The 15207-nt window shown below is 56.4% G+C and carries 11 protein-coding genes and 1 pseudogene; 5 read left to right on the forward strand and 7 right to left on the reverse strand.

Annotated features, from left to right (window positions below; translation table 11 throughout):
* Positions 1-8: 8 nt before the first annotated feature.
* The 6 genes from FVB43_RS19470 to FVB43_RS19495 form a co-directional block, all read right to left on the reverse strand.
* Positions 9-785 (reverse strand): PP2C family protein-serine/threonine phosphatase, encoded by a 777-nt coding sequence (locus FVB43_RS19470; protein ID WP_167864584.1) that lies wholly within the window; start codon positions 783-785, stop codon positions 9-11.
* Positions 782-1954 (reverse strand): type VI secretion system-associated FHA domain protein TagH, encoded by a 1173-nt coding sequence (tagH, locus tag FVB43_RS19475; RefSeq protein WP_133845388.1) that lies wholly within the window; start codon positions 1952-1954, stop codon positions 782-784. The genes FVB43_RS19470 and tagH overlap by 4 nt, the downstream gene beginning before the upstream one ends.
* Positions 1955-1992: 38 nt before the next feature.
* Entirely contained in the window at positions 1993-2691 is a 699-nt protein-coding gene (gene tagF, locus FVB43_RS19480) for a type VI secretion system-associated protein TagF (protein ID WP_159337236.1), read from the reverse strand.
* Between the two features lie 13 nt (positions 2692-2704).
* Positions 2705-4729, reverse strand: a complete 2025-nt coding sequence (gene tssM / locus FVB43_RS19485) for a type VI secretion system membrane subunit TssM (protein ID WP_133845384.1) — start codon at positions 4727-4729, stop codon at positions 2705-2707.
* On the reverse strand, positions 4729-5949 hold the full coding sequence (gene icmH, locus FVB43_RS19490; RefSeq protein WP_159337235.1) for a type IVB secretion system protein IcmH/DotU: 1221 nt from the start codon (positions 5947-5949) through the stop codon (positions 4729-4731). Before icmH ends, tssM begins: the two co-directional genes overlap by 1 nt.
* Positions 5950-6065: 116 nt before the next feature.
* Positions 6066-6578, reverse strand: a complete 513-nt coding sequence (locus FVB43_RS19495) for an SH3 domain-containing protein (RefSeq protein ID WP_133845380.1) — start codon at positions 6576-6578, stop codon at positions 6066-6068.
* Positions 6579-7051: 473 nt separating this feature from the next.
* Between FVB43_RS19495 and FVB43_RS19500 the strand changes: the two genes are divergently transcribed.
* The 3 genes and pseudogenes from FVB43_RS19500 to cobA all read left to right on the forward strand — a co-directional run bounded on the left by FVB43_RS19500 (position 7052) and on the right by cobA (position 12362).
* Positions 7052-8341 carry a nitrate- and nitrite sensing domain-containing protein gene (locus FVB43_RS19500; RefSeq protein WP_133845378.1) on the forward strand — a complete coding sequence of 430 codons (1290 nt, stop codon included), beginning with the start codon at positions 7052-7054 and terminating at the stop codon, positions 8339-8341.
* 359 nt (positions 8342-8700) lie between these two features.
* Positions 8701-11511 (forward strand): annotated as a pseudogene (nirB, locus tag FVB43_RS19505) (nitrite reductase large subunit NirB); the annotation flags it as partial.
* A gap of 8 nt (positions 11512-11519) precedes the next feature.
* Positions 11520-12362 carry a uroporphyrinogen-III C-methyltransferase gene (gene cobA / locus FVB43_RS19510; protein ID WP_159337234.1) on the forward strand — a complete coding sequence of 281 codons (843 nt, stop codon included), beginning with the start codon at positions 11520-11522 and terminating at the stop codon, positions 12360-12362.
* Here cobA and FVB43_RS19515 read toward each other — a convergent pair.
* On the reverse strand, positions 12305-13096 hold the full coding sequence (locus tag FVB43_RS19515; protein ID WP_159337233.1) for a DeoR/GlpR family DNA-binding transcription regulator: 792 nt from the start codon (positions 13094-13096) through the stop codon (positions 12305-12307). The genes cobA and FVB43_RS19515 overlap by 58 nt on opposite strands.
* Before the next feature lie 379 nt (positions 13097-13475).
* Here FVB43_RS19515 and FVB43_RS19520 point away from each other — a divergent pair, with 379 nt between their 5' ends.
* Together FVB43_RS19520 and FVB43_RS19525 are read left to right on the forward strand one after the other, a co-directional pair.
* The gene (locus FVB43_RS19520; protein ID WP_133845475.1) at positions 13476-14279 is read left to right on the forward strand and encodes a transketolase; all 804 of its coding nucleotides are present in this window, start codon (positions 13476-13478) and stop codon (positions 14277-14279) included.
* 2 nt (positions 14280-14281) lie between these two features.
* Positions 14282-15196, forward strand: coding sequence for a transketolase family protein (locus FVB43_RS19525; RefSeq protein WP_133845372.1), 915 nt, complete (start codon positions 14282-14284; stop codon positions 15194-15196).
* The last annotated feature ends 11 nt before the right edge of the window (positions 15197-15207 follow it).

A 15207-nucleotide genomic window follows, 5' to 3' on the forward strand; every position in this document is an offset into this window, starting at 1 on the left:
CCTTGGTGTTAATCGCGTGGCGGGAGAAAACGGGCAGAATCCGCCATGGAAAAGAGTAATGTGGTCTCTTGAGGTGAACCCACCCATACCGCCACGGCGCTCAGATTATCTGTTTTTGCGCTACGGTCGATGGCTTTTTGCATCAGCGCCAGCCACTCGGCAGGGGAATTAACCATCCGAAGCGCCTGCTCCATCTCGGCGGGCGTCAGGTTACTCCAGAAACCATCCGTGCAAATTAAAAATGCGTCACCATCTTCCAGCGCCATCACTTCGCTGTAACCATGCGGACTCGCGGTATCAGCACCCAGGGCGTTATACAGTAAATTACTGTTAATTCCCGTATTTTCGTAACCTGCATCCTGCAACTGCTGTACCAGACTGTGGTCGCGGGTGACGCTATGGACGACCCCGCGACGGAAGAGATAGACCCTGCTGTCCCCGGCATGTACCCACCAGGCGTGCAGGGCATCACGGTTAATAAACAGCGCAGCCAGCGTGGTGCTCATCTGGTGAAAATTCGGATTAATCTCCTGCACATGGCGAATAGCTTGCTCGGTATTGTCTATCAGCGTAGCCGTATGCTCGGGGTGCAGGGGCGCTTCGCCGTCCAGCTGACCAAGCAGGGTATCGCGGGCAATCTGCGCGGCCAGTTCGCCACCCGCACTTCCTGCCACACCATCGCAGACCATAAAGCAGGCACTGTGTTGCCCCAGCAGGGCGCCAGTGGTGTCTTGATTGCTTTCACGCTGGCCGATCTGGCTGGTGGCAAAATAATTGATATTCATGCATCTTCCGGGGGAGTTTGCGAATCTTTATATTGATTAACTTCCACATCGTAAGCGTGCAGGAATGCTTCACCAAACAGGGTGTGGAAGTCATCCTCAATTTCCCCCGCGGTCTGCTGATAGTGGCGCATAAAATAGTCCCAAAGTGCCGCTTTCTTCGTGCTGCTCAGCGCCAGACGTGGCACCACGCCATCGCGACGGGCCAAATCTTCCAGCCGCTGTGGATTAAAGGATTGCAACATTGCGGCAATAATGGCGCGAATACCGGCGATCATCCCCAACTGGTGGGCCTGTAAATCGACCAGCGCATCGCGTACTGCCTGCTCCGGTGGCATAAAGCCTGGCATCTGGCTCTGGTAAATCTGCATCAATACGGTTTTACCGGAGGGGAGGATCTTAAAGGGATTATTCGCCTCATTAAGGATCATGGTCATCTCTGCCTTAACCCCGCGCTTGAGGATCGAGCGTGACGAGAGCAACGCAACCGTTCCCTGTGAGAACAGGCTCAGCATACGCCCGGTGGTACGCATCTGGTCTTCAGTTAGTGGGGTTTTCTCCAGCGTGGTATCCAGCCCCATACCGTCCAGCAGGGCGGCCAGCAGACGCTGTTCACGCGAGCCCTCAGCACTGCTGTCATGAGCGCCAGCGGGCGCATCGTGACTGACCGGATCGATGCCCAGCCGGGCCACCGTCTGGCGCGCCGATCGCAGCCCAAGCGCCTCGGCAGTGAGGCTTTCCATCTGCGGCACGATAAGGTCATCAGCGGTGTGCTGCATTCTTAAGGGATCGTCATTGCTGCCATCATCGTCAGCAAACAGCGACAGCGGATCAATATGTTGCTCTGTGGGGACCGTAACGCGCTGCGGGTCGCTGACATCAATCTGATAAGGGCCAATGGCTAAGGTATCGCCGTGATCAAGCATCACCTGGCTGCCGCGCATCAGTTCGCTGCCGTTGTGGATCACCGCGATCACACTGCCCTGGTTGGTCAGACGGCAGTCGCCGTTTGCCGCCACATGCACCAGCGCCTGTAAACGAGAGATTGCCCGGTCAGGGTCGGGCAGCACCAGATCGTTATCAACGCTGCGGCCAATCGTGCCGCCTGGTGGCAAAAAATCACAGGCGGTTACCGGAACATCGGCCTGATTCTGCAAAATGGTCAATCGCATGCGTTTTTCCTGCAATGAGGCACGAAGGCCTGATCACTCTATTCAAACATCGGCGGATAGAGTCCGTGACGGCCCGACAGCGATCCGGCTGCCGGATGAAATAACTGCGAAAACAGCTGAGCGGTCAAATTACCGCTGTGCTTATGGCTGGCAAGCGGATAGCCATCGCTCTGATTAGTCCACCAGTAACTGGTGTACTGTAAGGGGTCAAAGCGCGTGGCGACTTCCCGCCAGGCCAGCGTACACGGCAGATCCTGATAGCCAATCACATCCATAATATCGGAGCGCCCGGTGTCCGGTAACGACAGCGGTGGGATGCCCCGCAGCGCCTGTTCCAGCCAGTCGGCGGAGTGCATCTGTTGTATGGCCTGATTCATCGTGGCGCCCAGCTCCTGGAACCATTCCCCGGAGATGGACAGCTGAGCCGGGTGCCAGGCTTTTACCGGCACGCTCTGAATCACCAGCAACGGCCATGCGCGCCCGACTCTGTCGCGCGACGGCATCATGCAGCCGATCTGCACGCGTTGTACGCCCAAGGTGGCGGGCAGCGCGAAATTCCATATCGGCGCGCGGCTGAACGGGTCAGTCGTTCCGTCATGATGGTGATGCCAGTGTGCCAGCCCAAGCTGAAACCAGTGCGACCAACTGTCAATCAATGCCTGCGGCATCCGGCGCAGTAAAAAGTCGCCTGCCGTAGGAAGCTTGCCATACCATCCCAGGTCATTTTTTACTGCCATGACGACGACCTTCTCAGTGAGCTGCGGTGAGTTGTCTGACCATCAGCGCGTTATCACGCATATAAGGCGAACTTAGTATCTGACGATCCAGTAACTGACTTAAATGCCAGTCCAACTGCTGGATTTGCTGTGTCGTGACGCTGGACGGCAGGCTGCGTTGCAGATTCTGCATCACCCAGCCGCGCAGGAACTCGCCGTCATAGCTGCGCGGCTGGTACAGCATCTGATAAGCGCGCAGGGCATTACGGCTGAACTCAGCATCTTTGCCGTCATCATTGCGTAGGGTTTGTGCGATGGTCTGCGCCACACGCGGCAGCAACAATGCTCTCAAAGCCCCCTGATACAGGCCCCAGGTCGCCTCACTGATCTGGTCTCCCCGGTACAGTCCGCCACGCAGGCTGAGCGGAGGAGCATTCAGTGAAAACTGGCTGCTTTCAGGTAATGCCACCAGACGGTTTAAGAAGGGTAGCAGATCCAGGATGTTGCCGTGATTATTGCCGGTCAATTGCACCGCTTCCCGCGTCACGGCAGGTAAGCGTGTGGACACCTGTTCCAGATAGTGCTGATTCTTATAATAGCTGGTGATCCACAAGGCTGACGCCGCCACTAACGCCACGCCGAGCACCGCATAGCCTGCCCGGTGTAGCAGACGGTTGCGCTGTTCCCAGGAGCGATCGCTGCCCGCCAGGCGGCGCTCTTTAAACACCACATCGCGCAGCAGGCCGTGAATAAAGTAGCTCTGTCCCTTATTCGCCGGGATCGGAGCGCTGCGATTCACACTGTCCCAGCTGGCAATCGACTGCCCCTGAGGTTGTGGCAGTTGCAGCTTGCGTGACAGTTCGCCCATCACCCGGTCAAACGGCAAACCTTCTTGTGTCCCGCTGGTAAAGAACAAACCGCGTGCAGCCCAGGGTGTTTCGCTGTTTTCCGGCGAGAAAACAATATCCAGATATTCAGCCAGAAGGGGACGCAGCGCGCTGAACTCCTGAGGAAACTGGAAACATTCAGCACGCAGGGTAAGGTCGCTTTCCTGTGCCATTTTGTCGCTGAGATCGGCCATCAGCCGGGATAAAAGGCACTGAAACTGCTGTTCAAATTGAGCGTGAAGTCGGCGATCGCCCAGGCCTGGCTCCCAGGGGAAAGTGAAGCCCCAAATCTGTTCACGTTGCTGCTTATCCAGCCGGGCGAAGTAACGCATAAAACCTTTGAGCAGGTCGGTTTTGGTCACCATGATATACACCGGGAAGGGGATACCAGTTTGCTGGTGTAATTCTGCCATGCGCTGGCGCAGCGCCGTGGCCTGCGCATGGCGTGCCTCTGCTGAGTCGCTCAACAGCTCCGCCACGCTGATGGTCATGATCACGCCATTGATGGGCTGGCGCGGGCGATAGCGCTTTAACAGGGTGATAAAGGTTTGCCATTCGCTTGCATCGCGTGCGCGCTGGTTCTCTTGCAGGGTATAACGCCCGGCAGTATCCAGCAGTACGGCCTCGCCGGTAAACCACCAGTCGCAGTGGCGGGTGCCGCCGATACCGCGCAGCGCGCTTTTCCCCATCGCATCACTGAGCGGGAAGTCGAGGCCGGAATTAATCAGTGCCGTGGTTTTACCGGCACCAGGCGCACCGACGATCAGATACCAGGGAAGCTGATAGAGATACTGCGCGCTGAAACGCTGTAGCCAGCCTTTACGTTTGCCAAACTGGGTTTTCTTTAACAGCATCGCCGCTTCACTGAAGCGGTTATTGAGCATTTCACCCGTAGCCTGTAATTCCGCGTGGTCGATATTGCTGAGTTGCAGGCGGGTCAGCAACTTGCTGTTGAACCAGGCGCGGTAAAGCTGAGGGATAAGCTGAAAGAGTATCCACAAAAAGTAGCACAGACCGATTAACAGCTGGCGATTTAATGGGCTGTCCAGCGACTGGAAACGGGTAAAAGGCAGCAGCGGTCCCACCATCCAGATCAGGGCAGACAGCGCGGTAACACCGACCAGCCCCCATAACAGGCGGCTGGAGAGCAGTGAAAAGAAAGTCTTCAGCATTAATTTTTCCCCGGAGTGTGGCTGTCGTCTGACTCAGGGGCAGCGAACAGGGTGATTTCAACGCGGCGGTTCTGCGCGCGATTTTCGCTACTGTCGTTCGGTAACAGTGCACCGCTATCACCCCGGCCCTGTGCGCGCACGTTGATGCCTGGCTGGGCGATCAACTGCGCCATCATGCTGCTGATGGCGCGCGCCTGGGTGGCAGAGTATTCATAGTTTGAGGGAAAACGGCTGGACAGTATCCGCTCGTCATCCGTATAGACGCTGACCAGAATGGTCCCTTTGGCGGACTCCATCGCGGTGGCCACGCGGGCAATCAGCGCACGACCTTCAGGAGACAGCACCGTCGTGGATGGCGCGAATAAGCGATCGGCCGGCAGGATGACTTTACTGCCGTTGGCGCTGTCGGTGACATCAACCTTACGTTCGGCAATCAGATCGCTCAGACGCAGGCGTAAATCGAGCAGGGCCTGCGGAGCTGCACCGCGCTGTCCTGCGACCACTTTTGGCAGCGGCGTTTGCCAGATCTGCCGCAGTAGCGGTTCTGCTGCATTGCCCAGACGCCAGTTGAGACTGGAAAAAATCAGGCAGCCAACAAATGTGGCAAGAGAGATACAGACCCACAGCGGCACAGGCGGGCGCCACAGCGTATTTTGCCCGGCGGCGACGACCGTTTGCAGAGGAGGCGGTTCCTGTTGTCCACGCGTTTCCTGGATAAGCTGTGCGAGGCGGGTACGTACGGCATCCCGTTGCAGGCGGCCGTTATCCATGCTGCGATAGCGACCCTCATAACCCAGCAGTAAACAGAAATGGATCACTTCCAGTAGCCAGAGGTGCTGGGTGGGATTCTGGGAAATGCGTGCGAGCAGCTGAAAGACTTTTTCGCCGCCCCAGCTTTCATTATGGAACGTGACCAGCAAACCATTGCCGGACCAGACGCCACGGCTGCCCCAGGGGGTTTGTGCTGCGGCTTCGTCCAGCACCGCGCAAAGTGTATAGCGGGCACCAATAATCATTTCAAACGGCATGCCAGTCTGTTTGCAGCGTGTTTCGAACTGGCGTATTTCATCGATCAGCTGATGGCGTAAACCGGCCGGATCGTCATGGGTGGCCGCCAGACGAATTTGTACAATGGCATTGAGCAGCGGAGAGGCCGCTGTTACCAGGGGATTGTCTGGGCTGACCGGTGTAGCTGGGTCAACGGGAAATTCCGACGTCATCAGGATGTGTTAATCTCGGCTGTGTGCCAGCAGGCAAATAGGGTCAACTTCACCGTAGAGTGAATAAAACGCTTTTGCTGCCATCCGTGGCAACGGTGAGGCCTTATCCGGCGCGCTTACTCCAGAATCCAGGTCGCCGTATTATTGTTGCGGCAGGCTTTGCTCTTACCGCCAACATCGACGCACACTTTCTTGCTGTTTTTACGCGGGCGCGGGCGGTCACTGCGCAGTGTGGCATCGTACATATCGCTCTTCACCCCAGCTTTCAGCGGCACGTAGCCAATCAGCTGTTGCTCATCAACGTCAGCAATGGCGAACCAGCGGTTCTCCACTTCACCCAGCACCAGGAACGGCTTACCGTTTTCCAGATAGCGCACCACTTTGCCACTATAGTCGGGACGGGTCATGACAGACGCATTATACAGGGCGCGATAATTCTCATTCACTGGAGTGAAGGATGCGGGGGCTTTCACCGCATAGCGATGCGTTAACGTTACGCCATCAACAACGCTGCTGACGACGGTGTCATCAGTGACAGGCGGTGGAGGCGCTTTGCATCCCGCTAAAGTGAGCACGGCCAGCAGGGTAAACGCGATGCTAATTTTCACATTGGTCCTCGTGAATATCATCTATAAATCGGGTTCTTTACAGACGCGACAGGGCGGCATTAAACGACGCCATATCGTGTTATTAAAAGTCAATTACTCTGTACGTTCCAGGAAAAAATCTCACAGGTTTACATAAAGATAATTCTCATGTCAGTTTACCTGACGCTTTTGGGAATGGAAACCATTGCAGGAGCCTGTTGAACATGTTATCGGCCTGCTATAAGCGTGACAGAGTTTGCCTGAAAGGTGACAAAACGGCAATTTGATTAGCGTCAATAATCGGTATTCCGCTCTGCGCTATGGTGGTTGCTTAGAAACCACACGCTGGCTGACTATCACGTAATTGAATGAATAAATATGACTAATTGATTCCGTATCACTCCAGTAAACAGGCACTATGCCTTTTTTCAGTGAAATGCCAGTCAGGTTCGTCGCGCCATCCCGGCACGGTAATTGCTTAGCCAGACCTTTTGAATGCTAGCGGAGTTAAGTCGATGACAGATCATTATCCTTCTGCGCTGGCGTATCTTCTGGCATCACGGCAGCGGGAAATCGCCAGCCTGCGCTCCCTTTTACAGAGCGGAAGGCTGACAACGGAAGTCAGTCAGTTGATTCATGAGATTCAGCGCGAACGGGGAGCAAGCAATCTGTGGATTTGTTCTCAGGGGCAGTTGTTCAGTGACGAGCTATCGCAGTGCGGATGCCGGGTCACTCGCAGCCAGCAAGAGGTGATGCTCCTGCTACCGGCCGTGCCGGATGACAGTCAGGAGGGGCCCGCATCCAGCCGTCTCTACAGCCGTATTGCCACCGCCTTGCAGGCACTGGGGGAGCTGAGCACGCTGCGGAAGCAGGTGCGGACATTGCAGTTGACCCAGGCCGTTGTCATGGAGCAGTTCAACCATATTATCCGCCAGTTGCTGAACCTGGTGTTTGAAATGGTGGATACCGCTTCGGACCCCGGTGTTTCGCGCGTGTTAATTGCCATGTTCAGCTTTATGCAGGGTAAAGAACTGGCCGGGCAGGAACGGTCTATCGGCGCGGCAGGGTTTGCTTCCGGGCAATTTACCCCGGCGATCAGTCAACAGATTGTAGCGTTGATTGATGCCCAGGAGCGCTGTTTTAGCCATTTTACCGGATTCGCAGACGAAGAGAGCCTGCAACGCTGGCAGCAGGTGGCGCAGAGTGAAAATAATATCGAGCGGTTAAGGCGTATAGCCTGCACGACTGCACGAACTGATGAGCAGGGCGCGGCAATGGCGCTGCGTTGGCATCAGTCTTTGAGCCAGCGGATCGATGGGCTGAAAACGGTGGAAGATTGTCTTGCTCGCGCGCTGATGCAGCGCTGCCGCCAGAGTATTGCTGCGGCTGAAGCTCAGCGGGATATCACCCCGATCGACCTGCAACAACAGATGCAAAAAAGTGCCCGTGAGCCGGCCTGGAGCGTCTTCATCGCTGGAAATGACGGACGGGCACCTGTTTCGTCAGGCACGCAGGAGCCCGGTGGGCTGACACCTCAACTGGGACGGTCATTACTGGCGCTGATCCAGCAGCAGTCACAGCGGCTTCAGGATCAGGATAATGAGCTGGCCGCCATGCGAGCCAGTATTGAGGATCGTAAGCAGATCGACCGCGCCAAAGTGTTACTGATGCAGCACCACGGCTACAGTGAAGAGCAAGCCTGGCAGGCGCTACGTAAAATGGCGATGAATCAGAACAAGCGCATGGCGGATATTGCCAGCGCACTGCTGGCGGTGGCTTCTGCATTTGCGTCTCAGGACAACTAAGCGTGTGCACAAAGATTGTGCACCTTTTGCTTCACCGCAGCGCACAACGACGTGCCTGGCGGCGGAAACCGCGCTTAACGTGCGTAGTCGAAAGCTAAAGTACTGATCGCACAGCGGCATATAAACAGCTGTACCGGACCCGGTTCTGGCACAGTGTTTGCAAGTTATCTTGCAGTTGTTAAGACAAAATAACATGCATTTGTTCCACCAATGGCGGTGCAACGAGTGCTTTGGATAAAGGCGTCCAACCGCATGCATTACGCATGTCGGTGGACGCCTTTTTTTATGGTTTTTTTCAGGGCAAGGCAATGATGAGCAAAGAACAGAGCAACGTACCCGTGGTGAATACAGCGGTTGAGGCAGCAGATAAACCCACGGTGGTGGTGATTGGGCATGGCATGGTCGGCCAGCACTTCCTTGAGCAGATGGTCAGCCGACAGCTACAGCAGCAGTTCCATATTGTCGTGTATGGCGAAGAGCGCCATGTCGCTTATGACCGCGTGCATTTATCGGAATATTTTGCCGGGAAAGGGCACGCGGAACTCTCCCTGGTCCCCCCCGGATTTATTGAACAAAGCGGCATTGAACTGCGAACCGGGCGGCAGGTGGTCTCTATCGATTGCCAGCGGCGGCAGGTGCACGAAGCAGATGGTCGTGTTCAGGCGTACGACCAGCTCGTGCTGGCCAGCGGCTCCAGCCCATTTGTGCCACCGATCCCCGGCAGCGAACACGCGTCCTGTTTTGTTTACCGGACGCTGGACGACCTGGATTCCCTCGCCGCGAAGGCCACCGGGTCTACGCGTGGTGTGGTGATTGGCGGGGGCTTGCTGGGGCTGGAGGCGGCCAATGCACTGCAAAAACTGGGTCTGGAAACCGCGGTGGTCGAGCTTTCCTCGCGGCTGATGGCGGTGCAGTTGGATGAGGGGGGCGCTGCGATGCTGCGCCGGAAAATCGAAGCGCTGGGGGTTGCTGTTCATACCGGTAAGCAGAGCCAGAGCATTGACGCTCAGGAAGATGGCACGCTGCGGCTGAATTTTGCCGATGGCAGTGCCCTTGAGACCGATCTGATACTGTTTTCGGCCGGTATCCGCCCACGCGATCACCTGGCCGCTGCGGCAGGCCTGATGCTGGGCGAACGCGGTGGCGTGGTCATAGACGATTGCTGCCGGACGTCAGACCCAGCCGTCTGGGCCATCGGTGAGTGTGCTGTATGGCAGGGGCATCTCTATGGCCTGGTGGCTCCCGGCTATCAGATGGCGCGCGTGCTGGCGGCAACGCTGGCAGGAGAAGCCGCGGCATTTAGCGGGGCGGATATGAGTACTAAACTCAAGCTGCTGGGAGTCGAGGTGGCATCAATGGGGGATGCTCACGGAGAAACGGCGGGCAGCCAGAGCTATTACTGGACCAATGAACCCCGGGAAATCTATAAAAAGATTGTCGTTTCGGCTGACGGTAAAACGCTGCTGGGCGGCGTGCTGGTCGGTGACAGCAGCGAGTACAGCCTGCTGCTACAAATGATGCTGAACGGCATGGCGCTGCCTGATGCCCCTGAAAGTCTGATCCTGCCGCAGAGTGCCGGGGCTCCGTCGAAAGCGCTTGGCGTGGCGGCTCTGCCGGACAGCGCGCAGGTCTGCTCCTGTCATAACGTGACCAAAGGGGATATCTGCGCCGCGGTCAAAGCAGGATGCAGCGATATGGCATCGCTGAAAGCCAGCACCAAAGCGGCCACGGGCTGCGGCGGCTGTGCCGCGCTGGTCAAACAGGTCATGGAGTACCAGTTGGCGGATCTGGGCGTAGAAGTGAAGAAAGATATCTGCGAGCACTTCCCGTGGTCACGTCAGGAGCTGTACTCACTGATTCGCATGGGCAATATCAAAAGCTTTGAAGAGTTGCTGGCGAAGCAGGGACGCGGCAACGGCTGTGAAATCTGTAAACCGCTGGTGGGATCGATGCTGGCCTCCTGCTGGAATGACTATCTGCTGACGCCCGCTTTGTTACCCCTGCAGGATACCAACGACCGTTATTTTGCCAATATCCAGAAGGACGGGACTTATTCGGTTGTACCCCGGATGCCGGCCGGTGAGGTCAGCGCAGAGGGGCTGATCGCCATCGGTGAAATTGCGCAAAAATACAATTTGTACTGCAAAGTCACCGGGGGCCAGCGTATCGATCTGTTTGGTGCCCGGCTGGAGCAGTTACCGGTTATCTGGCAGGCGCTGGTGGACGCAGGTTTTGAAACCGGGCATGCGTACGGCAAATCGCTGCGCACCGTGAAGTCCTGTGTCGGATCGACCTGGTGCCGCTACGGCGTGCAGGATTCAACCAGTTTCGCGACCCGGCTGGAAAACCGTTACAAGGGGCTGCGAACCCCCCATAAGTTTAAAATGGCCGTATCGGGGTGCACGCGCGAATGCGCAGAGGCCCAGAGTAAGGACATTGGCGTGATTGCCACCGACAAAGGCTGGAATCTGTACGTCTGCGGCAATGGCGGGATGAAGCCGCGTCATGCCGACCTGTTTGCCAGCGACCTGGATGCAGAAACACTGGTGCGCTATGTCGACCGTCTGCTGATGTTCTATATCCGTACTGCCGATCGTCTGCAACGAACCAGCGTATGGATGGATAACCTTGAAGGGGGGCTGGAGTATCTGCGTCAGGTGGTGATGGATGATGTGCTCGGGATTGCTGCCGAACTGGAGCAGGAGATGCAGCGCGTCGTTGACCGCTATCAGTGTGAATGGCAGACCACGCTGGCCAGCCCCGATCGTCTGGCGCTGTTCCGTCGCTCGGTAAATGACGTGCAGCCCACATCGCTGTGGAATAAGGTCTGCACCCTTAAGGAGATCCCCCCGCAGGCCGGGATCGGCGCGCACCTCGGCTCACAGGCGATAGCCCTGTTCCGGCTTGATGATACGGTTTACGCACTGGATGACCATGAACCAGGAACGGAAGCCAATGTGCTGTCGCGCGGGCTTTTGGGCGACAGTCAGGGTGAACCGCTGGTGATTTCGCCGTTATACAAACAGCGATTCCGACTGAAAGACGGACAGAGCCTGGACAACCCGGCGCTTTACCAGCGCTGCTGGCCAGTGAAAATTGAACAGGGGCTGGTCTGGGTTGCCAGCACGCCGCTGGTTCAGACTCCGGGCGACACCGCCCTGACAGTATGAGGCCGAAAATGACTGTAAAAATACCTGCTCTTGATCGTTTGCTGGCCGGGGGCTTCCCCCCCGGCCAGCAGGGAGATGTCTGGCTGGTGGGGGCCGGGCCGGGAGCCGTGGACCTGTTGACGGTGCGCGCGCTGCGTCTTATCGAAAAGGCTGAGGTGGTGGTCTGCGATCGGCTGGTCGGGCCGGATATTCTGGCACTGATCCCCCCAACGGCACTGAATATTGACGTGGGAAAAACGCCGGGTTTTCATGGCATGAAGCAGTCACAGATCAACCAATTGCTGGTGGATCTGGCCCGTGCCGGGCGGCAGGTGATCCGTCTTAAAGGCGGCGATCCCTTTATTTTCGGCCGGGGAGGGGAAGAGATGCAGTGGCTGCAACAGGCGGGAGTGACCTGCCATATTGTGCCCGGCATTACCGCCGCTACCGGCTGTGCGGCCGCCACTGGCATCCCGCTGACGCACCGCGACATGGCCCAGTCGGTGCGCTTTATCACCGGTCATGGACGTGACGGCAAACCCCAGCTTGACTGGGAAAGTTTACGTGATGCCCGCCAGACGCTGGTGTTTTATATGGGATTAACATGGTGTGAGGCATTAAGCGAGCAGATGATCCGGCACGGACGCGATGCGCATACGCCGGTAGCGATTATCGAGCGGGGCACACGTCACGATCAGCGCACCCACATTACCCGCCTTGACCGGCTGGCGCAGACGGTAGCGGAACGGCAGCCACAGTCACCGGGCCTGTTGATTGTCGGTGACGTGGTGCGTTTATACCGAACTGACGCCGATCAGGGCGCCACCAGCACCTTCACCCCCAGTGCTTCAAAGGCGTCAATAGACGCCTGAGTAATGCCGCTGTCGGTGATCAGATACTGGATTTTGCTCCATTCGCAGGGCAACGCAAACATCGACACCTTGTCGATTTTACTGGAGTCAGCCACCACGTAAACGGTGTTCGCAGAGTGGATCATGGCGCTTTTCACCTTGATATCCGTCTCGCTGGGAAAACTCAGACCGAGGCGGGGAGAAATGCAGGCCGTGGCGAGAAACAGCTTCTCCGCCAGCACGTTTTCAAAAAAACTGGCGGCCTTTTCACCTGACGTCGACAGGGTGGGGAACTTAAAGGTGCCGCCGGTCAGCAGGATATTAATCCCCGGCTCACCGCCCAGCTTCAGGGCAATATTCACGGCGTTGGTCACCACCGACAGGCGCCGGATGTGATTCATATGATTGGCGATCGCCGTCGTCGTGGTGCCCGAATCGAAAATGACCGTATCGCCGTTTTCGATATGCTGTGCCGCCAGACGCCCAATGGCATCTTTTGCGTCGAGATGGGTTTGCCGTTCCAGCAGCAATGCGCCGGTATTTTGCTTACCTGTAATCAATGTTGCACCGCCGTGATAACGCTGCACATACCCCTCTTTTTGCAGCATACGCAGGTCGGTACGGATAGTGGCTTCGGTCAGTCCGAAAGTCTCCGTCAGCATTTTTACCGTGACGGTGCCATCCTCACGGATCATCTCCAGGATCTTTTCCCGCCGTTGCTGCATATCAGCCAGTTGTTCATTTTTGCTTTTCAAGTCAATCACTCCCTTTGCCTGAATGCGGGTTGCCTGCCCCGTCAGCCGGGCTGTTGCGATAAATAGTAACCCTCGTCCGCATCAATTGCGAGATCTGCAAAAGTGACTTTCAATTTTCGAATGAAAGTCAAAAATTGCCATTCAATTGATTTAACTGATATTTAACATTGTCTTCATCGCAATACTCGCCGCGAATTCTCGCTACGCTGCTGTTTTATAATGCATTAATGTTATTTTTGGCTTTTGTTTGAAATATGATCCACCCCACAATATGATTACAAACGATAGCGTATATTTTTATTCGAAAACGAAATTGCCGCAGTTGACTGTCATATCAACACGCTATCCGGCCCGCGGCGTCATAGATGAAGAGGTAATGATGGACTTTCAGGCAATCAAACAGACTGCGCGTCAGGCCCGGCGCTATGTACTGCAAATGAATCATCGGGCAGGCAAAGGTCATACCGGTGCCGACCTCTCTGAGGTGGATATCATCTGTACCTTATTTATGGCGGTGATGGATCGCAGCCGTCCGCGTCCCGATCAGGACCGTTTCATCCTCTCCAAAGGTCACGGGGCAGGCGGGTTGTATTGCAGCGCGGCTGCTATGGGCCTGATTGACCCGGCGATCCTCGACCAGTTTATGGGGGACGATACGCTGCTGGCGGGCCATCCCATCCATCAGAAGCTGCCAGAGCTGGTGGAAATTAACTCGGGTGGTTTAGGCCACGGGTTATCGATTGGTGTGGGTCTGGCGCTGGGCAACAAACTCTCTGGTCGTGCTGACCGTCGTGCTTTTGTCCTGCTCGGAGATGGTGAACTGGCGGAAGGTTCTAACTGGGAAGCGGCGATGTCGGCCAGTAAATTCAAACTGGAAAACCTGGTGGCGATTGTTGACCGTAACCGTTTGCAACTGGCCGGGAAAACCGAAGATATCATGCCGCTGGAGCCGCTGGCCGACAAATGGCTGGCATTCGGTTTCGAAGTGCTGGAGTGCAACGGGCACGATCCTGCCGCCATTGCCGCCGCCGCTAACCAACCCGGCATCGGTAAACCCCGCGTTATTTTAGCCAATACCGAAAAAGGGCACGGTATCTCGTTTATGGCCAACGTCCCGGCCTGGCATCACGCCGTACCTAATGATGAGCAACTGGCCCTTGGGCTGGCCGAGCTGGAGGATTAACCATGCAAGACTTACGTGACGCCGTGATTGCCACGCTGGTGGAAGCCCAGAATGAGGGAGCAGACCTCAGTGTCATGGTGGCCGACTCCACCTCAACATCAAAAATTGCCCCGTTTGAAAAAGCCTTCCCGGATCGGGTCATCAACGTGGGTATCGCTGAACAGAATATGGTGGGAATGGCGGCGGGAGTGGCATTGAGTGGCCGTACGGTATTCACCGCTAATGCTGCACCGTTTCTGTTTGCCCGCTCGAATGAGCAATTGAAAAATGATGTTTGTTACTCAGAAACTAACGTCAAGATGCTCGGCCTGAATGCCGGTTTTGCTTACGGTCCGTTGGGTGCCACGCACCACTGTACTAACGACATTGCTATCGCCCGTTCGATGGGCAACCTGCAAATTTTCGCGCCAGCAGATGCCATTCAGGCCAGCGCGATTGCCCGCCATGCCATCAGCCATAAAGGGCCGGTTTATATCCGTATGGACAGCGATAAAGTGCCGCTGCTGCATGATGCCGATTACCAGTTTGTGCCGGGTAAACCAGAGGTGTTACAGCAGGGTAAAGACACCGTGGTGTTCTGTCTGGGAACGCTGGCTCATGAAGCCCTGGCCGCTAAAGATGACAGCATCACCATCGTCTCACTGCCTTCTCTGTGGCCGCTGGACGAAGCGGCGGTCATCAAGCTGATTACCGCACACCGTCAGGTGATCACCATGGAAGAACATGTGTTGAGTGGCGGTCTGAGCAGCATTATCGGTGAGCTGCTGCATCAGCACAGCCTGCGCCAGCGCTTTATTCCGCTGGGTATCCCGCCGTATGAATTTACCCATAGCAGCAGTCGTGTTGCCCTGCGTCGCCAGTTCCGCATCGATGCTGAAGGCCTGCGCGCCACGTTAGAAAATCTTGTTGCCGCTTAAGGAGAGTCTGG

The sequence above is a fragment of the Erwinia rhapontici genome, assembly GCF_012271765.1.
Lineage (GTDB): Bacteria > Pseudomonadota > Gammaproteobacteria > Enterobacterales > Enterobacteriaceae > Erwinia > Erwinia rhapontici.